General features: G+C 52.5%; 17 protein-coding genes. 11 read left to right on the forward strand and 6 right to left on the reverse strand.

Annotation, left to right across the window (positions count from 1 at the left end; all coding sequences use genetic code 11):
* Nucleotide 1: 1 nt before the first annotated feature.
* The 3 genes from ACIDE9_RS04855 to ACIDE9_RS04865 all read left to right on the forward strand — a co-directional run bounded on the left by ACIDE9_RS04855 (nucleotide 2) and on the right by ACIDE9_RS04865 (nucleotide 1,601).
* Nucleotides 2-634 (forward strand): response regulator transcription factor, encoded by a 633-nt coding sequence (locus ACIDE9_RS04855; protein ID WP_194742651.1) that lies wholly within the window; start codon nucleotides 2-4, stop codon nucleotides 632-634.
* An 84-nt stretch (nucleotides 635-718) separates the two neighbouring features.
* Nucleotides 719-1,099, forward strand: coding sequence for a response regulator (locus ACIDE9_RS04860; protein WP_194742652.1), 381 nt, complete (start codon nucleotides 719-721; stop codon nucleotides 1,097-1,099).
* A gap of 25 nt (nucleotides 1,100-1,124) precedes the next feature.
* Complete coding sequence (locus ACIDE9_RS04865; protein WP_194754004.1) at nucleotides 1,125-1,601, forward strand: hypothetical protein; 477 nt, start codon at nucleotides 1,125-1,127, stop codon at nucleotides 1,599-1,601.
* Nucleotides 1,602-1,624: 23 nt separating this feature from the next.
* On the opposite strand, the gene ACIDE9_RS04870 is transcribed toward ACIDE9_RS04865, so the two are convergent.
* Nucleotides 1,625-2,503 carry a TraB/GumN family protein gene (locus tag ACIDE9_RS04870; RefSeq protein ID WP_411993153.1) on the reverse strand — a complete coding sequence of 293 codons (879 nt, stop codon included), beginning with the start codon at nucleotides 2,501-2,503 and terminating at the stop codon, nucleotides 1,625-1,627.
* A 128-nt stretch (nucleotides 2,504-2,631) separates the two neighbouring features.
* Here ACIDE9_RS04870 and ACIDE9_RS04875 point away from each other — a divergent pair, with 128 nt between their 5' ends.
* On the forward strand, nucleotides 2,632-5,145 hold the full coding sequence (locus ACIDE9_RS04875) for a patatin-like phospholipase family protein (protein ID WP_411993155.1): 2,514 nt from the start codon (nucleotides 2,632-2,634) through the stop codon (nucleotides 5,143-5,145).
* Nucleotides 5,146-5,169: 24 nt separating this feature from the next.
* A complete protein-coding gene (locus ACIDE9_RS04880) occupies nucleotides 5,170-6,837 on the forward strand; it encodes an alkaline phosphatase D family protein (protein WP_411993157.1) in 1,668 nt (555 codons plus the stop codon).
* Here ACIDE9_RS04880 and ACIDE9_RS04885 read toward each other — a convergent pair.
* Complete coding sequence (locus tag ACIDE9_RS04885; protein ID WP_411993159.1) at nucleotides 6,834-9,083, reverse strand: YgiQ family radical SAM protein; 2,250 nt, start codon at nucleotides 9,081-9,083, stop codon at nucleotides 6,834-6,836. The genes ACIDE9_RS04880 and ACIDE9_RS04885 overlap by 4 nt on opposite strands.
* Before the next feature lie 267 nt (nucleotides 9,084-9,350).
* On the opposite strand from ACIDE9_RS04885, the gene ACIDE9_RS04890 reads away from it, so the two are divergent.
* Genes ACIDE9_RS04890 through ACIDE9_RS04905 form a run of 4 tightly spaced genes read left to right on the forward strand, consistent with a single transcriptional unit; the run spans nucleotide 9,351 to nucleotide 14,064 of the window.
* Nucleotides 9,351-12,137, forward strand: a complete 2,787-nt coding sequence (locus ACIDE9_RS04890; protein ID WP_411993161.1) for an EAL domain-containing protein — start codon at nucleotides 9,351-9,353, stop codon at nucleotides 12,135-12,137.
* Between the two features lie 5 nt (nucleotides 12,138-12,142).
* Entirely contained in the window at nucleotides 12,143-12,841 is a 699-nt protein-coding gene (gene aat / locus ACIDE9_RS04895) for a leucyl/phenylalanyl-tRNA--protein transferase (RefSeq protein ID WP_411993163.1), read from the forward strand.
* On the forward strand, nucleotides 12,828-13,568 hold the full coding sequence (locus tag ACIDE9_RS04900; RefSeq protein WP_411993165.1) for an arginyltransferase: 741 nt from the start codon (nucleotides 12,828-12,830) through the stop codon (nucleotides 13,566-13,568). Before aat ends, ACIDE9_RS04900 begins: the two co-directional genes overlap by 14 nt.
* 1 nt (nucleotide 13,569) lies before the next feature.
* Nucleotides 13,570-14,064: a hypothetical protein gene (locus ACIDE9_RS04905; RefSeq protein ID WP_411993167.1), complete on the forward strand. Its 495-nt coding sequence runs from the start codon at nucleotides 13,570-13,572 to the stop codon at nucleotides 14,062-14,064.
* Nucleotides 14,065-14,075: 11 nt separating this feature from the next.
* Here ACIDE9_RS04905 and ACIDE9_RS04910 read toward each other — a convergent pair whose 3' ends face one another.
* The 4 genes from ACIDE9_RS04910 to ribD form a co-directional block, all read right to left on the reverse strand.
* Nucleotides 14,076-14,717, reverse strand: coding sequence for a class II aldolase/adducin family protein (locus ACIDE9_RS04910; RefSeq protein WP_411993306.1), 642 nt, complete (start codon nucleotides 14,715-14,717; stop codon nucleotides 14,076-14,078).
* A gap of 24 nt (nucleotides 14,718-14,741) precedes the next feature.
* Entirely contained in the window at nucleotides 14,742-15,809 is a 1,068-nt protein-coding gene (mtnA, locus tag ACIDE9_RS04915) for an S-methyl-5-thioribose-1-phosphate isomerase (protein ID WP_411993169.1), read from the reverse strand.
* Between the two features lie 271 nt (nucleotides 15,810-16,080).
* Entirely contained in the window at nucleotides 16,081-16,881 is an 801-nt protein-coding gene (locus ACIDE9_RS04920; RefSeq protein WP_411993171.1) for a TatD family hydrolase, read from the reverse strand.
* A 6-nt stretch (nucleotides 16,882-16,887) separates the two neighbouring features.
* The gene (ribD, locus tag ACIDE9_RS04925) at nucleotides 16,888-17,994 is read right to left on the reverse strand and encodes a bifunctional diaminohydroxyphosphoribosylaminopyrimidine deaminase/5-amino-6-(5-phosphoribosylamino)uracil reductase RibD (RefSeq protein WP_411993173.1); all 1,107 of its coding nucleotides are present in this window, start codon (nucleotides 17,992-17,994) and stop codon (nucleotides 16,888-16,890) included.
* A gap of 160 nt (nucleotides 17,995-18,154) precedes the next feature.
* Between ribD and ACIDE9_RS04930 the strand changes: the two genes are divergently transcribed.
* Complete coding sequence (locus ACIDE9_RS04930; protein ID WP_411993175.1) at nucleotides 18,155-20,302, forward strand: ATP-grasp domain-containing protein; 2,148 nt, start codon at nucleotides 18,155-18,157, stop codon at nucleotides 20,300-20,302.
* A complete protein-coding gene (locus ACIDE9_RS04935; protein WP_411993177.1) occupies nucleotides 20,299-21,438 on the forward strand; it encodes a phosphoserine transaminase in 1,140 nt (379 codons plus the stop codon). Before ACIDE9_RS04930 ends, ACIDE9_RS04935 begins: the two co-directional genes overlap by 4 nt.
* Nucleotides 21,439-21,442: the final 4 nt, after the last annotated feature.

The following is a 21,442-nucleotide window of genomic DNA, read 5'->3' on the forward strand; positions in this document are numbered from 1 at the left end:
CATGAAAAGAATTCTTTTGGTAGATGATCACAGCATTGTACGTGATGGTTTACGTAACCTGATCGAGCTGGAAACGGATCTGCAAGTGACGGGGGAAGCCTCATCCGGGGCAGAAGCGATCCAGTTGGTACGCAAAAACGAATATGATGCCATGGTGCTCGATATTTCCATGCCGGACAAAAACGGGGTGGATACCCTGCATGAATTGAAACATGTGGCCCCCAACCTACCCGTGCTGGTACTCAGTGGTTATGCCGAGGATCAATATGCCTTGAATTTAATGCGTAATGGTTGCAAGGGCTATTTAACCAAAAATGCAGACTCGGATGAGATTATCCTGGCGATTCGCACCGTCTCTGCCGGCAAGCGCTACATTTCCGCTGAACTGGCCGAGCTGATGACCAACGAACTCAGCCACCCCTCAGAGAAGCAATTGCACGAGACCTTGTCTGACCGTGAGTTCCAGGTCTTCGTCAAACTGGCCACTGGCCAAACGCCAACCGCAATTGCTGATGAATTATTTATCAGCATTAAAACGGTAAGCACTTACCGTAGCCGCATCCTGGAAAAAATGGCCATGAAATCGAATGCTGACTTGACCTACTATGCCATCAAATACGGTTTGCTTAATTAAGCCAATACGATTGAACGCATGAATATAACCGCCAAGCAGCCTGTGTTAACCCTTTATTGGACATCAGTCACTGGTTAAACCGTCATGTATAGATTATTGTTAGTTGAAGATTCCGCACTGATTCGTGATGTCATCGTCGAGATGTTGCATGACTGTGACCAACTGGATGTCAGGGATATCGCCACCACCAGTGACGAAGCCATTGATTTGCTCAATGCAAGGCAATACGACATGATCGTGCTGGACATTGAGTTAGCCAAAGGCACGGGCTTTGATGTGGTGCGCCACACCCGCCAGCAGGGCTATCCGTTTAAAGCCCCTGACATCGTTATGCTCACCAACCACGGCAATAGCTATTACCGCAACCTGGCGCATAACATGGGCGTTGAGTACTTTTTTGACAAATCCCTGCAATTTGATGAGTGCATGGATGTGATCCAGCAACATGCAAATGCGTTGAACTAACCCTCATCTCCTCTCGCAAACCGACATGACCATCGCTACCTGGGAATTACTGAGCTACATCGTCACCGTCGTCGGTTTGCCACTCGCCATTCTCACCTTTGTGCTGGAACAGCGTAAAGAACGTGAAAATGAAGATGAAGAAGTCTACCAATTGCTGGCAGATAACTATACTGACTTCCTTAAACTGGTCATGGCCTATCCTGACCTGCAATTACGCTCACAAAGAGACCCCATGCCCATGACGGCAGACCAGGAAGAGCGCAAACTGGTGCTATTCGAAATCCTGATTTCACTGTTTGAACGCGCCTATTTGCTCACTTATGACCCTGACATGCGCGGCAAGCGCCTGCGGCGCTGGATGTCCTGGGAGGACTATATGCGCGAGTGGTGCCTGCGTGAAGACTTTCGCCAGCACTTGCCCAGGTTACTGGTTGGTGAAGATGCAGATTTCGTCGCGCACATTACGCGTATTGCACAAGAGGCCAGCCCTCACCGTACGTAAAGCCGTATGGGATTGCAACTGCCTTATTTCTTCAACGGTGTCAGTTTAAACCCGGCTTGTTTAAACGCTTGCAACAAGCCATTCTGCCCGGCCAGATGCGCTGCGCCAACGGCAATAAATACCGGGCGCTGCCTGGCCTGTTCGATACTGCGTGCGGCCATCAGCACATTGCGCTCATCCAGCAACTTCACCCGCATACGCTGCCACAATGCGGCAGGCAAAATGCCGCGTGTCATGGCATCATCCATACTGGCAACCTGCTCGGCATCTCCAGCCAAGTAAGCCTTCATCAACCGTTCAAAATCACTCTCCTTTTGCTTCTGGCTACGTTTGAGCACCGCACGTAACATCAGCAATTGCTCGTCCAGCGTCATGCCATCCATGACGCCAAAATGCTCTTGTGCACTTTCCAAGCCCAGCACCTGTTTATCCAGTTCTTCCGCCTTGGCTTTGAGTAAAAAATCCTGCGCAAACGGTGTTTGCGGCTTGGGCAAATCAAACATCACCGCCAGCAACCACGGCTTCATGTTGAGGACCCGCTCCATCGGGATCACATGCATGTCGGCCAAACTGGCGACTTTATCCAGCTCAGCTTCTGACAAGTACTGTTTCAGGCTACCCTGTGGCAATTGCAACAAAGATGCTGGTGGTGCATCTGCTACTTCGAGCATAAACGCATCCACCTGTTTAAGCGCCTGCAACACCGCAGGAGAGAAGTCAGTGACGCGATTATCGTCAGTATGCATGGTCCCAAACAGGTAACTCACCTGCCCGGCTGGGGACTCGAGCTGCCAGAACAAGCTTTTTTCGGCAGCACAGGCCTGCTGGCCCAGCCATAAAAACACCGTGGCACTCAGCCATAGCCCGCGCGTCAGGCACTTCATCGCTTTAGTCATCCACATCAGCCACCACTCCTAATTACCTATCAGCCGACATCCTCTCATAAATTACAACGCCCATGCCAATTTCACCTATCGGCGACACATGCCATCGACCAGGTGTTGTCACTTATTTGATACGGAGATACCATGTGTTAAATAATATCAACAAAATGCTCAGGGAGATTGCCATGCACCCGACCAACCAAGCAGCAGAAACCGACCCGCATAAAACGCATTCTTTTGAAGCCGTGCTGGATGCGGAAATGCGGGGCATGGCACATTTGCGCCAGGACATTCATCGTGAAAACCTGATTGGCCTGGCCTTTTCTGGCGGCGGTATCCGCAGTGCCACGCTCAACCTCGGTATCCTGCAGGGCCTGGCAAAAAAAGGCCTGCTCAACAAATTCGACTATCTTTCAACCGTCTCTGGCGGTGGATATATTGGCGCCTGGTTTTCCAGCCTGATCAAACACAGTAATCACGTCAATACTGTACAGGCCGAACTGGTGTTATCCACACAGCCGCAAAGTCCCGTCGCGCGCCAGCTCACTGCCACTGAAAAAGCGATTCTCTGGTTACGCAGTTATAGCAACTACCTGACACCCAAAACCGGTTTATTCACCGGCGACACCCTGGCTGCCCTGGCACAATGGATGGCTAATACGCTGCTCAACCAGGTGCTGCTACTCTGCGTGCTCATCGTCTTGATGATGTCTGTGATCTTTTTCAGCCACTCAGACATACAGGGCACCTTGCTACCCGCATTCACAATGGATAGCGAGCTGTTACGACAACTGTTTGCAAATACCGCACAAACGGTCACGGGTAAAACAGGCATCGCTCTGGCACTGATCAGCCTGGCCAGCTCATTCTACTTCAGTCGCCGCAACTGCCTCGGCAGCGCCCATGCACTTTACCCGGTGGCGGCATTTCTGTGTGGGGTGGCAGGATTTAGCCTGCTGCTGTGGGCCATTCCATCATCCAGCTGGCAACAGCTATTCACCACGTATGCGGTCGATGACGAGGCGAATCATATCCAGCCAAACTACTGGATAGGCTTGGGCGTGCCGGTGATTTCACTCCTGATTTCTGCCGGGCTGGTCGCCATCATGGGTCTCAGTGGACGCCTGTTAGACGTCAGTACGCGTGAATGGTGGCATCGTATCGGCGGCATTAATATTGGGTTTTGTGTCATCTGGCTGGCGCTGTTCGCTTGCGCACTTTATATTCCGGTGCTGATTCATCACTGGCTGGGCAGCCTGGGGACCACAGAGAAAAGCCTGACCGGGATTGGCTCCTGGTTGCTGGCCTTTTTCACCGCCAGACTAGGTAAAAGCCGCACGACGGGAGCGGAGCCACCCAGCAGCCTGAAAGGCAAATTCACCACAGCCCTGCCCTATATCGTGGTGGCACTCATCCTGCTGGTCTCTGGCTACCTGAGTTTCAGCTTGTATCTTTCGCCGCATCGCGGCCTGTGGTTTGCGGCTGCTTTGTTGATCGTCGTGCTCGGCAGCTGGCGCATTGATATCAACGTGTTTTCATTGCACAACTTTTATCGCAACCGCCTGACGCGCTGCTATCTGGGTGCCACCAACAACCAGCGCAAACCCAACAGTTTTACCGGCTTTGATAATAATGATGATGTCGCCATGTCCTCGTTGCGCGGACAACGCCCTACCCATATTGTGAACACGGCCGTGAATATCAGCGATGGCTCACAACTGGCCTGGCAACAGCGTCAGGCGGCTTCGTTTATGTTTAGCCCTTATTACTGCGGTTTTAAATTACCCGATAACGAAGTCTGGTATGACACCCATCACTATACTGGCGAAGGCGGCCCTGAGCTGGGTAGCCTGGTATCCACCAGCGGGGCAGCAGCCAGCCCTAATATGGGCTATCACACCAACCCGGTCATGGGTTTTATCATGACCATTTTCAATGCGCGCCTGGGGCGCTGGTTTGGCAACCCGCTGCATGAGAATTACTTTAACCGGCTGCTGATGCGATTTAACTGCAAACTGCGGCTGCGCAACCCGCCACAACGGCAATCACCCTTCTGGAACCTGTTTTACCTGATCAAAGAGTTAATCACCAACACCGGTTCGACCTCTGGCTATTTATACTTGTCGGATGGTGGCCACTTTGAAAACCTGGGTATTTATGAACTGGTACGCCGCAGGTGCAAGCTGATCGTCGCCGTGGATGCTGGGGCTGATGGCTGCTATGAATTTGAAGACCTGGGTAATGCCATCCGTAAATGCAAAGTGGATTTCGGCATCACCATCAGGCTGGATATCAATCCATTATTGCCGGTCAATGATTGCAAATATGGTTTGTTTAAATGCGGCTCACAGCACTTTGCGATTGGCAGCATTGACTACCTGGGCGATGGCGATCCGGCACATATGGGTTACCTGGTGTATATCAAAAGCTCGTTGACGGGCGATGAGCCCAGCGACCTGATTAATTTCAAACTGCAGGAACCGAGCTTTCCGCACCACAGTACGGTAGACCAGTTTTTCAGTGAATCGCAGTTTGAGAGTTATCGCAGATTAGGCGAACATATTGCGCAAAACCTTAAACTGCCTGCCAGTCATCCGGATAAAATAGTGGCCGAGCAGATACAAACGCTATTACCAGGCCTGCTGGATACTGCGACTTAAGCCATACAAACATACGGAGCACGCATGTCATCACACAATATTGTCTTAGGCCCCTTGCTGGGGCTGGAGGGTGAACACGAGAACGCCACCCTCTACAGCGTTTGCTTTCTCTCCGAAAACGACGTCAATGCCGCCAGTCTGGCCTATCGCATAGGCAAGCAAAGTTTGCGTAGCGAATTCACACTAATCAGCAGCCTGGAGCGCGGCAAGTTCTGGCGTGCAGAAATCGCTATTCCGCTGACACAGCTAGACCAAGTCTGTGATTACCAGATTTTAATTGATGCACAACCGGCCAGTTACACACCAACGCGCAACAACCTGGTCACTGACTGGTCATTTTTCTGTCCGGCGGCCAAGCAGCAGGTACAACTGGCATTTGCGTCATGCAATGGATTTTCATCAGACAAGGTGCGCACACAACATCCGGCGCCGATCGACTACCTGTGGCAACGTATGCAGCAACAGCAGGCCGCACATATGGCGGCTATGCCTTATACAGAAGTCGTGAATGCGCCTTATGCGGCCCTGATCATGGGTGGCGACCAGATTTATGCCGACGCCATATTCAATGAAAAGCAGCCCTTGTATGCCTGGTCACAAAAGCCATTGAAAGATCAATTGACCGCACCAGTCTCTGACACGCTCAGGCAGCGTATCGATACGTTCTACTTCGACACGTATATCAGAAGCTGGACGCAATCGGCGGCGTTACGCTACTGCCTGGCCAGTATTCCCAGCGTCATGATGTGGGATGACCATGACATTATTGATGGTTGGGGCTCACAACCCTATCGCCTGGAAACCAGCCCGACCTACCAGGCCATGTTTGACAGTGCAAAAAAGTATTTCACACTGTTTCAATTGCGAGGGACCAACAACCGCGCCTTGCAGCAGCGCACTGCCGCACCTGCGCATTTTGGCATGACGCTGCGTTTTCGCGATTACGGTCTGCTGGTCATGGACAACCGCAGTCAGCGCACTTTGCACAACATTATGGGTAGTGGTAAACAAGACTTCATTCAGGGGCTGGCCGATTTACAGGCAGACTGGCAAGCTGGTCAGAAGTTGCTGATACTGAGTGGCGTACCTTTTCTTTACCGGCACTTTTCCGAAAGCGATCGCAATATCCGCCTCAGCATCCAGTTTGATGCTTATGACGATATGGCGGACCACTGGCGATTCAGCACGCATTACGATGAAATGTGCAGTATTTTGCAACGCTTGCTGCAATTTCAAGCCGCGCTGCAAACGCAATCCCAGACCAAAGTATTTATTATTTCCGGCGATGTGCATGTCGCTGCCAGCGGTACCTATCGTGAGCAGCCTGGGCCTAGCAACCAGTCACAAGTTAACCCGGGCAACATCGTGCAATTGATTTCCTCAGGCATTGTGCATCCTCCGCCATTGAGCATGGAGCAATCAGTGATCCGGCTGGCCTCTAGCGTCACACAGCCGGATATTGACCTCGGCGGTGGCTGTGTTTTGTCTGCCACGCTACGCAAAGACGGGGCGGGCAATCGCTTTTTATTCCACCGCAACTATGCCTGCATGCATGAAGGCAGCGACCACAAGGTGTGGGTCAACTGGCATTATGAAACCATTGATTTCCCGCACGCGAATGACCTGGCGGTCGGAGCGCAAAAGCTGCTTGGCCCAACACTCGGTTATCAAGTGCTGGGTTTGCCTTATTAACGGCCTGCGCCAGGTTTTCTGGCTTTATGCTTGTAAGCAGGATTCTTGGTCTGGTTAAAGCCTTTAGGCATGGGCTTGGCCTGAAAACGGCTGCCATCAGATTGCACGATTTGCTGCAATACTGCAGGCTGATAAGCGGGCACCAAATGCTTTTTACCGTTGCCAATTAAATCGGCGCGACCCATCTTCTTGAGCGCTTCACGCAGCATGGGCCAGTTTTGTGGATCATGATAGCGGATAAACGCTTTTTGCAATTTGCGGATGGTGCCGGTTTTAGCGACCGGCACGTTTTCAGAGTCTGGCGTGACTTTGCGCAAGGGGTTTTTGCCACTGTGATACATGGCGGTTGCCATCGCCATCGGTGTCGGCGTGAAGGTCTGCACCTGGTCAAGACGGAAATCATTGCGCTTGAGCCACAATGCCAGGTTAATCATATCGTCATCTGTGGTGCCAGGATGCGCAGCAATAAAGTATGGAATCAAATACTGTTTTTTGCCCGCCTCGGCACTGAATTTCTCAAACATGCGCTTGAATTCATCATAAGCGCCCATACCCGGCTTCATCATTTTACTGAGCACGTTTTCTTCTGAGTGCTCAGGGGCAATTTTCAGGTATCCGCCCACATGATGCTGCACCAGCTCTTTGACGTATTCTGGTGATTTCACCGCGAGGTCATAACGCAGGCCTGAACCAATCAGGATTTTTTTCACGCCACGCAGGTTACGCGCCTTGCGGTAAAGCTGGATCAGCGCCGAATGGTCGGTGTTGAGGTTTTCGCACACGCCTGGATAAACACAAGACAGTTTGCGGCAGTTTTTCTCGATCTCTTCAGACTTGCAAGACAAGCGGTACATATTGGCTGTTGGCCCGCCGAGGTCAGAAATCACGCCAGTGAAACCATCTACCTTGTCACGGATTTCTTCAATCTCACGCAGAATAGAGTCTTCGGAACGGCTCTGGATAATGCGGCCTTCATGCTCGGTGATGGAACAGAAGGTACAGCCGCCAAAACAGCCTCGCATAATGTTGACTGAGAAACGGATCATTTCCCAGGCCGGGATATTGGCACCTTCATAAGCCGGATGCGGCTTGCGCGCGTAGGGCAAGTCGTAAACGTAATCCATCTCTTTGGTGGTGAGCGGAATCGGCGGCGCATTCAGCCACACTTCGCGGTTACCATGTCTTTGCACCAGTGCCCGCGCATTGCCGGGGTTAGCTTCCAGATGCAGCACGCGTGAGGCGTGCGCGTACATCACCGGATCACTCACCACCTCTTCATAAGAGGGCATGCGGATAACCTGGCGGTCACGCGGCACTTTGCTGGCTTTCAGCGGTAGCGGCAGGCTGATGGTAGGCGCGGCGGCACCATTCGCGGCACCAGTGGCACCGCTAGCCTCACCGCCTTTGTCATCTGTCGCACAACTGGCATCGCCCTTGCCCATTTTCATGGCATACGGGTCTTCGTGTTTGTCGATTACGCCAGGCCTGTCCAGCCGCGTTGAAGGCACTTCTAAAAAGTCATCCGGCACCTGTTTACGGATAAATGCCGTGCCGCGGATATCCTGAATCTCGTGCACGGACTCACCGCGCGCAATACGATGCGACAGTTCCACAATGGCGCGCTCCGCATTGCCATACAGCAGAATATCGGCTTTGGAGTCGATGAGGATAGAACGACGGACTTTGTCTGACCAGTAATCGTAGTGTGCAATGCGGCGCAGGCTGGCTTCGATACTGCCGATCACCAGCGGCACATCTGAATAAGCCTCTTTACAACGTTGCGAATACACCAGCACGGCGCGGTCCGGACGCTTGTTGGCCTCAGCATTCGGCGTATAGGCATCGTCAGAACGGATTTTACGGTCTGCCGTGTAACGGTTGACCATGCTATCCATATTGCCAGCGGTCACGCCAAAATAGAGGTTGGGTTTGCCCAACACTTTAAAGGCGGCGGCAGACTGCCAATCTGGCTGCGCAATAATACCGACGCGGAACCCCTGCGCTTCCAGCAAGCGGCCGATCAGCGCCACGCCAAAACTAGGGTGGTCGATATAAGCATCCCCACTCACCAGAATAATGTCGCAACTATCCCAGCCCAGCGCATCCATTTCGGCGCGGCTCATCGGCAGCATAGGCGCAGTACCAAAGCGCTTGGCCCAATAAGGACGATAGCTGTTAACAGGTTTGGCAATAAGGGAGGTGTAGATTTCCACGCGGGTGACCAGCAATGCTTGAGAGTTGCGCATTTTACGCGTTAATTGATTGATTTGAAATCATTTTTCTTAAAAAAATGAGGTGTTTTTACCGTCACAAGCACGCGGATGACAGAATCCGGCCTCGCACAAAGAAAAGCCCCCACGCAAAACAAACTGTGTGCTGAATCAGACGCTCAGCGCGAAAAGACAAGCATTCGCCGTTAACAGGTGTATTTATGATTGCGGCAGTTGTTAAAGCCCTGTATAACCATGATCAAGAGTGGGGTATTTTTTTACATAATAATTATTAAATTAACAATGAAGCATTACACGCTATTTAAAAAGATTTTATTACCCTTGGCAGCCTTTGGCCTGTTAATCGGGTTCATTTCATTTGCCTTTATTTTCAATCATCACCTGAACAATATTGAAACCAAGGCCAACGAGGAAACACAAAAACTCGCCAACCTGTTAGTCACCGCCAGAACACTGGTCAGTGAACATGTGCTTTCCAGCATGGCGCTGCTGAAACAATATGCCTCGGTTGAAGGCCAGCCCAATATTCACGGCGTCACCGATATGCTGGGGACACAGGTGCCTAACCTGCGCTTTGGCGACAGCCCGCAAACCGGCAGGACCATCCTGGTCGACTCTGTTACCCGCATCGGCAGTGGCACTGCCACCATTTTTGTCAAACGCGGCCAGCAGTTTCTACGTATTGCCACCAATGTAAAAAAAGCCGATGGCAGCAATGCTTTTGGCACCGAACTGAACCCCTATGGCAAGGTGATTGAAAAGCTGCAAAAGAACGAAACCTTCTACGGCGTGGTTGATATCCTGGGCGAGGCCTATCTGTCACGCTACGAACCCATGCACGACGACCAGGGTCGTTTGATTGGCGCCTGGTATGTTGGTTACAAACTGGATTTTAACGCCATTGACCAGGCAATCCGCCAATGGGGTTTTTTAGAAAAAGGCTTCGTTGCCATTACCGATGGCCGTGGCAAGATTCGTTTCCTCACCGGTGGCATCAGCAAGCAGCAGGCGCTAGACGCCATGGAAGACAAGCAGCAGCGCTGGAAAAAAGTCAGCAAAGAAGTGCCGGAATGGGATTTCCAGATCAACATCCTGTATCCCATCAATGAGGCTTACTGGTCGGCGCTGGGCGCGCTGTCACCGGTCATGATCATTGCACTGATCCTGACGCTAGTGGTGTTAATGGTGGTCATCAGCGGCTTGCAGCGTTTTGTTTTGAACCCCCTGGGTGGTGAGCCGGAAACGGCAAAACTGCTGCTGATGCGCATTGAAAGTGGCGATTTTGCTGAAGACCATATTACAGCCACGCCGGACACCCTGATCGCCAACATGGTCAAAATGCGGCGCCGTCTGCGTGAAATGGTGAGCCAGATACAAGCCAGTGCCAACCGGCTCAAAGTCTCTGCGAGTGTGTTTGACCATGCGCATGACGCCATTTTCATTACCGATGAACATGGTCTGATTGTGCAATGCAACCCCTCTTTCAGTGTCGTCACCGGCTATACGCAGGCAGAGGCCATTGGCCAATCCCCGACCGCCCTGGGCATTGCCTGCGAGCAACCGGATTTCTTTCAAACCTTGTATGAAGGTGCGCAGGCCTTTCAAGAATGGCAAGGCGAAGTGTGGAACCGTCATCACCAGGGGCACGACTACCTGGTAGAGCTGGAGTTGTCGCCGGTGATGAATCAGGCCGGCGAATTCCAGCATTATGTCGGCTTATTCTCGGACATTACCCGCGCCAAAGAGCAGCAAAACATGCTGGAACACCTGGCGTATCACGATGTATTAACGCAGTTGCCCAACCGCGTGCTGTTTTCCAGCCGTTTGCAGCAAGCCCTGCTGGAAGCCGAGCGCCAGCAGTCACTAGTCGCCATCTGCTATATAGACCTCGATGACTTTAAAATTGTGAATGACCAGTATGGTCACGAGTTTGGTGACAAGCTACTCATGCAACTGGCCAGCCGTCTGAACAGCATCCTAAAACCGCAAGATACGCTGGCCCGCCTGGGTGGCGATGAGTTTGCCATGTTATTGTGCGGTGGTCGTACACAAACCGAATACACGCGCTTACTCAAAAAACTGCTGGCGGCGATTGAAAAGCCGTTTGCGATTGATAAATTCAAGTTCTCGATTTCCGCCAGCATCGGTTACACGCTCTACCCGATTGACCACAATCCGCCCGATACCCTGCTGCGCCATGCCGACCATGCCATGTACCATGCCAAAACGCATGGCGGGCACCAGTTCCACCTGTTTGACCTGGCCTCGGCACAACAGTCGCAACAACAGCAACTGCTGTTACGCGACCTGCTGAATGGCATCCAGAACAGTCATATCAAACTGGTTTACCAACCGCAGGTGTGCATGCAATCAGGCAAACTGTTTTGCTTTGAAGCCTTGTTACGCTGGCAACACCCCTTGCGTGGCCTGCTTTATCCGAATGACTTTCTCAACGCGGTCGAGCATACCAGCCTGATTATCGATATTGGCAACTGGGTGATTGAAGAGAGCTTGCGGCAACTCACGGAATGGCAGGCGCATGGCTTGCACACGCAAATTTCAGTGAATATTGCCGCACAACATTTAATGCATAAACAGTTCAGCGACCACCTGGCCAGCCTGTTTAAAAAATACCCCAATATCAAACCGCAGCAACTGCATATCGAGATCACCGAAAGCGCCGCCATCAGTGACTTTGCCCGCGTCAACCGTGTCATTCAACAATGCCAGTCGCTGGGCGTGGCTTTTTCAATTGATGACTTTGGCTCCGGCTACTCTTCACTGATTTATTTACGCCGCCTGCCGGTTGATATCATCAAAATCGACCAGTCTTTTATACACAACATGCTGAGCAACCAGGAAGACCTAGCGGTGATTCGAGGCGTGGTCATGCTTTGTCGCGAGTTTGGCCGTAAAGTAGTAGCAGAAGGGGTAGAAAAAGCAGAGCAGGCGCAGCTACTGGCGGAATTAGGCTGCGATTATGCACAAGGCTTTGGTATTTCGCGTGGCATGCCGGGCAACAAGGTTATAGAATGGGCAGGCAAGCACGACCCTTACCAATTTAACTGACGTTTATGCACGAACACTACTACCCGCTGCCGGGCGGGCCAGTACTCATTCTGGACACAAAAACGCCTTTTCCGCCATTGCAGCAGGCATTGACCGAGCCCAATGGACTCATTGCCATTGGCGGCGACTTAACCGCAGACAGGTTACTGGTTGCTTACCGGCAAGGGATATTCCCCTGGTTTAGCCCTGGCGAACCGATTCTGTGGTGGAGCCCTGACCCACGCATGGTCTTGTTTCCTGAAGAACTGAATATCAGCCGCTCATTACGCAAGATTATTCAGCAACAACCGTTCGAGATCCGCTTTAATACTGCCTTCAATAGCGTCATCAGCGCCTGCGCAGCTACGCCACGGCCCGGGCAACCCGGCACCTGGATCTCTGACGATATAATTGCCGCTTATCAGAGATTGCATGCGTTGGGCTATGCGCATAGCGTAGAGGCCTGGCAAGATGATCAGTTGGTGGGTGGATGCTACGGCGTGAAAATTGGCCGCATGTTTTATGGCGAAAGCATGTTTCATCATGTCAGCAATGCCTCTAAAGTGGCATTTGCCCACTTGGTGCAATGGTTAAACGCGCAACAAGTCGGTATGATTGATTGTCAGATGCATACGCCGCTGCTGGCAAGCTTTGGCGCGTATGAAATCCCCCGAGACCGGTTTATCGCGCAATTGAACGATTTGGTGCAATATGACGTTACCTAATGATGCTCCGCTGCAAAAGCTGCAGTTTTATGTCACCACGGCCTATCCGTGTGGCTACCTGCCCAAAAAACTGGCACAAAGCCTGATTGCCACCCCGCAAAACCTGGTCGACGGGCCAGTCTATAGCGGCCTGATCCAGCAAGGGTTCAGACGCAGTGGTAAATTTGCCTACCGTCCGCACTGCGAACACTGCAACGCCTGCATTTCAGTACGCTTGCCGGTCAACACTTTTCAAATCACGCGTAGCCAGCAACGCGCCTTTAAAAAACATGCTGACCTGCAAGTGACGATTGTTGAAGCCAATTACGATGCTGAACACTTCGCGCTTTACCAGGCTTACCAGCAACAGCGCCATCACCACGGCCCAGACCATATTGCAGACCTTGAGGACGAGGCCGCGCAGTACCAGCAGTTTTTGTGTCAGAGTAATGTGGAAAGCATTATGGTTGAGTTCCGCGATGCCTACGGCGCACTCAAAATGGTCAGTGTGATCGACATCGTGGCGGATGGTTTGTCTGCGGTCTACACCTTTTACGACACGGCCGATAAAGCTAGCTATGGCACTTATAGTATCCTGTGGCAAATTGCCTGGGCCAAACAGCTAGGCCTGCCCTATTTGTATCTGGGCTACTGGATCGCCGACAGCCAGAAAATGGCCTATAAACAGCAGTTCCAACCACAGGAAAAACTGGTGGATGGCGAATGGATAGCCAGTCCTCAGCCATAACATGAAACACACCGCGCAATCGCTCGCCAGGCAGTTTTGCCTGGGGGCATATGTCAATGCCGTGGATGCCTTGCTCTGGCATGACACCTTTGACTACATGGCCAGTCTCAAAGACGACAGCGTGTTTCAAAAAAAGCAGATTGCAAGCCTATGGGCGCAATACGGCGGTGACCTGCGCGCCAAAATAAAAGACGACGCCCTGGTGCTAAAAGTACTTAAACGCGCCTTGCCCGGCGCCCATGGCGATGGCTACACCGTGTACCGTGGCGAAAGCTGGTTTTTATTTGACAACGACCAGATCGGCTTTTGCTGGACCACCTCTGAAGACATTGCAACCACTTATGCCAAAGGCCTTAATGCAGTAGAGTCTGGTGGCGTGCTGCTCAAGTGCTATGCGCCACCGGAGGCCATTCTGGCCATAGAAAACAATGTGTTTATATGTGATCCAACATACTTATTGCGTTTGAGCACCTTGGCGTTGTTTCCCAAGTTGTAGGCCTACCTGCCCTACTTGCCCCACTGGCCATAGCCTTTAAACTGGGCGTCCACCTCACGCATCTGCTCAGGCGTTAACAACGCAGGCTCCCCAAGTTGCAATAAGCGCCAATACTGCTCGCACAAATTCTCTACCTCAACCGCGATAGCCAGCGCCTGCGGCAAGTTTTTACCTAAAGCAATCATGCCATGGTGTGCCAGCAAACAGGCTTTGCGGTCATGTAATGCACTCACTGCCACATCGGATAGTGCCTGCGTGCCAAACAAGGCATAAGGCGCGCAGCGGATGTTGTCGCCACCCACCGTGGCAATCATATAATGAAACGGCGGCACATCACGCGCCATACAGGCAATGGTGGTAGCAAACATGCTATGACAATGCACTACCGCATTTACCTCAGGACGTGACTGCAAAATGTCGCGGTGAAAAAACCACTCACTAGAAGGCTTTTTACCAGCCTCCGCCTGTCCCGTCCAATCCATATACACCATGCTTTGTGTATTGAGCTGTTCGGCAGGCACGCCTGAGGGGGTAATCAAGAAACCATCGTCCAGCCGGATACTGGCATTACCAGAAGTGCCCTTGTTGAGTCCGGTGTGCACCATCTGCTGGGCGATCTGCAATAATTGTTGTGCGGGCGTGGCGGTGGTCATTGTTGAGATAGACATTGTTTCCCTTTAAACGGCCAGCGTGTGTAACTGGGCTGGCGTAAACACGCCGCGTTCAGTAATGATGCCAGTGACCAGCCGGGCAGGTGTGACATCAAACGCCGGATTGAGCGCTGTGCTTTCATGCGGCATCACGCGTATGCGTTGTACCTGCCCATCCGCCCCCTGTCCTTGCATATACGACACCTCGTCTGCGTCGCGCATTTCAATTTCAATATCCGCACCACGTGCCAGTTGCCAATCGATAGTCGGCGTAGGCACAGCTGCATAAAAAGGCACCTTCTGGTCAAAAGCAGCCAGTGCCTTTAAATAAGTACCAATCTTGTTGCACACGTCACCCTCACGTGTCACACGGTCCGCGCCCACAATCACCATATCCACCTGGCCGTGCTGCATTAAATGCCCGCCGGCATTATCGGCAATCACCGTATGCGGCACGCCATGTTGCGCCAGTTCCCAGGCAGTTAAACTCGCCCCCTGGTTACGTGGCCGCGTTTCATCTACCCAGACATGCACCTTGAGGCCCGCATCATGTGCCGCATAAATCGGTGCCAGTGCGGTACCACCGTCCACAGTGGCCAGCCAGCCAGCATTGCAATGGGTGAGGATATTCACGATCTGCTGCGGATTAACCGAGCCCCTGGCGGCAATAAGCGCTTTACCATGCTGACCCAGCGCCAGGTTCTGTGTCACATCTTCATCGGCAATCGCTTGCGCCAGCTGCCAGGCCGCCACCGCGCGGGCAGACTCTGGTAAGGCCAGCAAGGCTTGCTGCATGCGTTGCGCCGCCCACGCCAAATTTACTGCCGTTGGCCGGGTAGCACACAATTGCGTGACCACATTCTGCACCTGTGCATCACTGGCGGTTTGCTGAACGCCTAGCGCAACGCCGTAAGCAGCGGCAGCGCCAATCAAAGGTGCACCCCGCACTTGCATACTGCGAATGGCATGACACATTTGCGCCAGGGTAGTCACTTCCACCGTCACAAACTCAAACGGTAAGCGGGTCTGATCAATTAGGCAGACGGCCTCCGCTTGTTGCCAGATGGTACGAAAATGTTGTTGTTTGATACGCATAAAAAGAAATCTGCTGACGAGTAGCCATTAATTGTAAAAGTTGTAAAAGGCCTTGCTTTTCCTGTAGGACAAACACCGTATTTTTCCATCCACAAAATCTGTGGATAACTTTGTGGATTGCTGTGTCTTAATTCCGTAACTTACCAATTTAAAAGGACTTTTTCCAAAAGTTCATTTTTTAATCTATTTTTTTATTCAATAAAATCAATAACTTACAACGCACCACTATAATTGAAACACTTTCGACACATTCTTAATGTGTCACTTTAAGTCATGTGCATAAATGGGCCAATTTCGGTAAAACTTGCGTAGAATTTTTGCCTATCATTTCAATGAGTTGCGAAGTTTCCAAGCCACGAATTAGGCACAATTCCTCCGCTATTCTTTTTAATTGAACAGGGCTGTTTCGCCCCTGGTAACCGATCCAAACCGGAGGAATATCAGGCGCATCCGTCTCCAAAACCAGCAGTTCCAGCGGCAATTCAGCGGCCAGTTGCCGGATTTTTAATGCGCGTGGCCAGGTCATGGCCCCACCGAAGCCTAGTTTGAATCCCAACTGCCCAAAAACCGCCGCTTGCTGCATGCTGCCATTAAATGCATGGGCAATGCCGCCATGTACGCGATGCTTGCGCAGGTATTTAAGGATATGGTCTATCGCGCTACGCACATGCAGGATGACGGGTAACTCAAATTGTTTAGCAATCTGTAGTTGCCCTTCAAACAAAGCAATCTGTTTAGCTTCATTCTCACGCGTCAGGTAAAAATCAAGGCCGATCTCACCAATCGCCAATAATTGATGCGCCTGCGGCCCGGCCAGTACCTCCGCCACGATCTCCTGCAATTGCTGCAAGGCGTCATCCGACGCTTGCGCGACATACATGGGATGCCAGCCCAGCGCAAAGCCTGCCTGCGGGTGTTGTGCGCACCACTGCATGATCGGTTGAAACGTTGTCTGCGTGACGGCGGGAATCACCACGGCACGCACGCCTTGTGCTTGCGCTTCTTGCCACACTTGGTCGCGATCTACATCGAACTCGCTGGCATCAAGATGGCAATGGGTGTCTATTAACATAAAAGATTAAGGTTGCAGTTTAGCCTGGATACGCAGATCCTGGCCAAACTGGCGTACATCGAGAATATGCAAATCACGCACCGCGGCCATCTGCGTGAGCTCGGGCAGGGCAAACATGCCGCGGGCAGTATGACCCATCAACTTAGGCGCGTAATACAGCAATAATTCGTCAACAAAACCACTTTGCAGAAACGCGCCATTCAAGGTCGCCCCGGCCTCGATCAGTACCTCATTGCATGGCAATGCGGTTAAAGCCTGCATCAACATGGCCAGATCAACCTGTGCTTGCGTGCCAGGCACGGCTGTATTGGGCGCATGCAAAGTGCGTACGCCCATCACCTGCAACACCTCCAGCTTGGCCGCATCGCCTTGCGCGTAAGCCACCAGCGCATTGCCATCCTGCAACACCTTGGCATCAATCGGGATCCGCAACTGGCTATCGACAATGACGCGCAAAGGTTGCCTTGGGGTTTTGACTTCACGTACAGTCAGGGAAGAATCATCCTTCAATATACTGGCAATGCCGGTGACAATGGCACAACTTTGTGCGCGCCAATGATGCACGTCGCGGCGGGCAGCAGGCGCAGTGATCCATTGGCTGTCGCCATTGGCCAGTGCTGTCCGGCCATCCAGGCTGGCCGCCACCTTGAGACGGACATAAGGCCGTTGCTGGGTCATACGCAATATAAAGCCGGGATTCAGTGCGAGCGCTTGCGCTTCGCATACCCCAACAGTCACCGCAATCCCTTGCGCCTGCAAGCGGGCAATGCCATTGCCTGCTACCAGCGGATTCGGATCCTGCATCGCCACCACCACCCGACTGACGCCAGCATTGACCAGCGCATCGGCACAAGGCGGCGTACGACCAAAGTGACTGCACGGCTCCAGTGTCACATAGGCCGTCGCGCCACGCGCCTGCTCACCAGCCGCGCGCAAGGCATGTACTTCGGCATGCGGCTCACCCGCTTTAAGATGCGCCCCCTCACCGACCACCTGGCCGTTGTTGACGATCACGCAGCCTACACGCGGGTTGGGAGTCGTTGTATATAATCCGCGCGCAGCCAGCCGCAGCGCACGCGTCATCCATTCAATATCTTGTGAGGTCACTTGCATAGACTGCCATGATACAAAAAATCCCGTGCTTGCGGTTTTTTTGTACATAAGCCTCATTTCCAGCACGGGATATCACGCCCAAGTGCGAACTGCCGAATACAGTGGTATTTGCCAGTTTTTTTAAGGTTAGCCCGCGCGCGTAAGGGCGCTACACTGGGCTATGATTTATATCGCCGATCCCAATCCATGGCTGGCCCTGTATGCACAACCACTGCATACACGCCTGACCCCGCCCACCGCAGACTTGCAGGATTTCTTATCCGAGTATGGCCGCACGCACGGATTACCAGAGACGGTCAGCCTAGCCCCACACAAAGACTGGCAGGATACCCTCGCGCAGGCACTGGCGCCGCTCCCTGAGAGCCTGCTGGATACGCTGGGTAAATCCATACTGGGCATTTTCTTTGCAAAAGGCCTGGATGCCTCCGGTTTTACTGACATGGTCGCGTTGGGGGACGGTAGTAACAATATTGGCTTTGTGATTGTGCTCGACAGCCAGGCATTTAGCCAACCATCGGCCAACGCCTGGGCCAGCTGGAAAGAAAATTCAGCGTTCATTGCAGACACGCAGGTGCAAATCAGCGTAGAAATCGCAACGCCGGAAAACGACCATCGCATACAGGCACTGCGTTTTCTGCTATTGCATGAATTCGGCCACATATTGGCCACCATGACCGACCTCTGTCCTCAGGACTGGTCATTCTCATTACCTAAGCTGGCGGGCCACTTTAGCAAACTGAGCTGGCAAACCAGTGGTAGCAAGGCGATCCGGCCAGAACAGAACTTCCCTCATCGTGAGAAGATCAGCTTCTATCGCCAGCCGACCCTGCATGCCAGCCAGGCATTGGACTTATACCGTGACCTGGCGAGAACATCGTTTCCCACCTTATACGCCAGCATGGATGTACAAGAAGACTTTGCCGAGTGCTTTGCCACCTATGTGCATACAGAATTACTGGGACAGCCTTACCACATGCAGGTGACGATAGACGGCAATCCGGTCTATCGCAGTGATGACTTCTGGGCGTCGGCCCGTGCCAGCGAAAAAAAGCGTTATATGCGCAATCTACTTGAAGCATTGGCGCACAATAACGCCAGCCATACGTTCCAGGGGCTGGCACCCTTTCTGCGCATGAGCCTGAGCGGTGCAGATTTGCGGTCGCATGCGCAATCACTGTTGGTACAAGCCAATCAGGACCAGGAGAATGCCATTTTGTGGATGAACCTGGCCACCGGCTTTTTATGCCTCAAAATGCGTGACATGGGCCTGGCGATCCAGGAACAGGCTTTGTCCTTGCAACGGCTCTATCGCCGCCCGGCAAACTGTCAGCCGCCACGCTTCCGCCTGCTCATGATCATGACACCAGACGATTTATCTGAAAACACACCGATTGATTGCTTACTGGAAAACAGCCCGGTAGAACTCCTGTATTACTACGCATCCGTCGAGCAGCCCTTGCCATCCCCCATGCCTGAACACGATGCGGTGATGGTCGCACTCTCAGATAGCCAGGCCAACCGCGCCTTGCTACTGGCGGTACAAGCCTGCCTGCTTGACCACACACGGCCAGTGATTAACCCGCCACACCTGCTGCCCAACGTCAACCGTGACCAGTTGAGTGAGCTGCTACAAGGTATCTCCGGCCTGGATATGCCACGCACGCACCGATTGACCCGTAGCCAGGTCGTTACGCGTTTAAGCATGCAACGTCCCGCAGAGGCAACCGACCACGATACGCTGCCCAGCTTGCCCTTGATTATTCGTCCGGTCGGCTCACAAGCCGGTAACGACCTGGCGAGAATTACACAGGCAGCCGAGCTGGCGGATTATTTAAAACAGGTGCAAAGCACGGCGTTTTTTGTATCGCGCTTTGTCGATTACAGCAGCCAGGATGGCCAGTTCCGCAAATACCGCGTTGCCATGCTGCGCGGCCAGCCGTTTATCTGCCATATGGCAATCTCCAGCGACTGGATGGTGCATTACGTGAATGCAGGCATGTATGACTCTGCCGACAAACGTGCCGAAGAAGGCGCGTTTATGCAGAACTTTGCCAGCTTTGCTGCCCGCCACCAGTCAGCACTGGCCGCAATTTACCAGCGCCTGCAACTCGACTATCTGTGTATCGATTGCGCAGAAACCAAAGACGGTAAATTGCTGGTATTCGAGATTGACCACATCATGGCAGTCCATGCCATGGACTCCGCCAGCCTGTTCCCGTTTAAAGCGGGGCAAATCGCCAAGCTACAACAGGCCTTTGAGCAATATTTATATGCATTACAGCCGCAACCTTTACTGGAGAGCGCATGATGAAACTGAGTGCCAATCAACTGAATTTTTCTGGCGGCCCGGGGGCGTTGCCCGAGAGCGTATTGCAACAACTGCATACTGCCATGCTCTGTGTACCAGAAGTCGGCCTGTCGATTCTGGGTATCAGCCACCGCTCTGAATGGTTTGCGCAAGTGGTGCATGAGTTGGAAGATAATATGCGCCAACTCATGGGCTTGCCAGCATCCACACGCGTGCTGATGATGCAAGGCGGTGCCACGCAGCAATTCTCCATGTTGCCAATGAATTTGCTGCGCAATGGGCAATCTGCCGATTATATTCACAGCGGTTACTGGAGCGGCAAGGCCATTCATGAGGCGGAGAAATCCGGCCAGTTACAACTGGCCTGGAGTGGTAAAGCGGACCAGTTTAGCCGCCTGCCCAGCGATGCCGAATTACAGTTATCTAAAGACGCTGCGTATTTTCACTACATTTCCAACGAAACGGTAGAGGGCCTGCAATTTCATCGCGTGCCTGGCCGTGACGATGTGCCGCGCATCTGTGATATGTCCTCAGACCTGTTATCGACACCTGGAGACTTTAACCGCTACGCCATGATCTACGCCCATGCACAGAAAAACATCGGCCCGGCCGGGGTCACCATGGTGATTTTGCGGGATGACTTTATGAATAGCCTGCCAGATGACCTGCCTGGCTTTATCAACTATCACGCGCAAGCCGATGCGCATTCAATCTACAACACACCGCCAGTGTTTGCGATTTATAGCGTCTTGCTGGTCACGCGCTGGTTACGGGACGAAATCGGTGGTTTAGACAACATCGCCAAACGCAATCAGCAAAAAGCGCACTGTTTGTATCAGGTACTGGATGACCACGCCGACTTCTACCGTGGTCGCGCCGCCGTTGCAGACCGATCGAAGATGAATGTGGTGTTTAATTTGCCCAACACCGAGATTGAGCAAGCCTTTTTGCAGGCCGCACAACAGGCAGGCTTTTCAGGTTTGAATGGTCACCGCAGCATAGGCGGTATCCGTGCATCAATTTATAACGGCCTGGAGATAGCAGCCGCTGAACAGCTGGCTGACTTTATGCAAACATTCCGTAAGCGTTATCAAGCGACAACACAAACGACAGTTCTGTCACCTGCTTACGCTTAACAGG

The sequence above is a fragment of the Methylophilus sp. 'Pure River' genome (assembly GCF_046765995.1).
In the GTDB taxonomy this organism is placed as follows: Bacteria; Pseudomonadota; Gammaproteobacteria; order Burkholderiales; family Methylophilaceae; genus Methylophilus.

Bases quoted from the DNA above. Each gene is read 5' to 3' on its own strand.
- ACIDE9_RS04890 (WP_411993161.1), top strand. From the start codon at position 9,351: ATGAAGCATTACACGCTATTTAAAAAGATTTTATTACCCTTGGCAGCC.
- ACIDE9_RS04880 (WP_411993157.1), top strand. From the start codon at position 5,170: ATGTCATCACACAATATTGTCTTAGGCCCCTTGCTGGGGCTGGAGGGT.
- mtnA (WP_411993169.1), bottom strand. From the start codon at position 15,809: ATGCGTATCAAACAACAACATTTTCGTACCATCTGGCAACAAGCGGAG.
- ACIDE9_RS04930 (WP_411993175.1), top strand. From the start codon at position 18,155: ATGATTTATATCGCCGATCCCAATCCATGGCTGGCCCTGTATGCACAA.
- ACIDE9_RS04920 (WP_411993171.1), bottom strand. From the start codon at position 16,881: ATGTTAATAGACACCCATTGCCATCTTGATGCCAGCGAGTTCGATGTA.
- ACIDE9_RS04870 (WP_411993153.1), bottom strand. From the start codon at position 2,503: ATGTGGATGACTAAAGCGATGAAGTGCCTGACGCGCGGGCTATGGCTG.
- ACIDE9_RS04885 (WP_411993159.1), bottom strand. From the start codon at position 9,083: ATGCGCAACTCTCAAGCATTGCTGGTCACCCGCGTGGAAATCTACACC.
- ACIDE9_RS04860 (WP_194742652.1), top strand. From the start codon at position 719: ATGTATAGATTATTGTTAGTTGAAGATTCCGCACTGATTCGTGATGTC.
- ACIDE9_RS04910 (WP_411993306.1), bottom strand. From the start codon at position 14,717: ATGACCACCGCCACGCCCGCACAACAATTATTGCAGATCGCCCAGCAG.
- ACIDE9_RS04900 (WP_411993165.1), top strand. From the start codon at position 12,828: ATGACGTTACCTAATGATGCTCCGCTGCAAAAGCTGCAGTTTTATGTC.
- ACIDE9_RS04935 (WP_411993177.1), top strand. From the start codon at position 20,299: ATGATGAAACTGAGTGCCAATCAACTGAATTTTTCTGGCGGCCCGGGG.
- aat (WP_411993163.1), top strand. From the start codon at position 12,143: ATGCACGAACACTACTACCCGCTGCCGGGCGGGCCAGTACTCATTCTG.
- ACIDE9_RS04855 (WP_194742651.1), top strand. From the start codon at position 2: ATGAAAAGAATTCTTTTGGTAGATGATCACAGCATTGTACGTGATGGT.
- ACIDE9_RS04905 (WP_411993167.1), top strand. From the start codon at position 13,570: ATGAAACACACCGCGCAATCGCTCGCCAGGCAGTTTTGCCTGGGGGCA.
- ACIDE9_RS04865 (WP_194754004.1), top strand. From the start codon at position 1,125: ATGACCATCGCTACCTGGGAATTACTGAGCTACATCGTCACCGTCGTC.
- ribD (WP_411993173.1), bottom strand. From the start codon at position 17,994: ATGCAAGTGACCTCACAAGATATTGAATGGATGACGCGTGCGCTGCGG.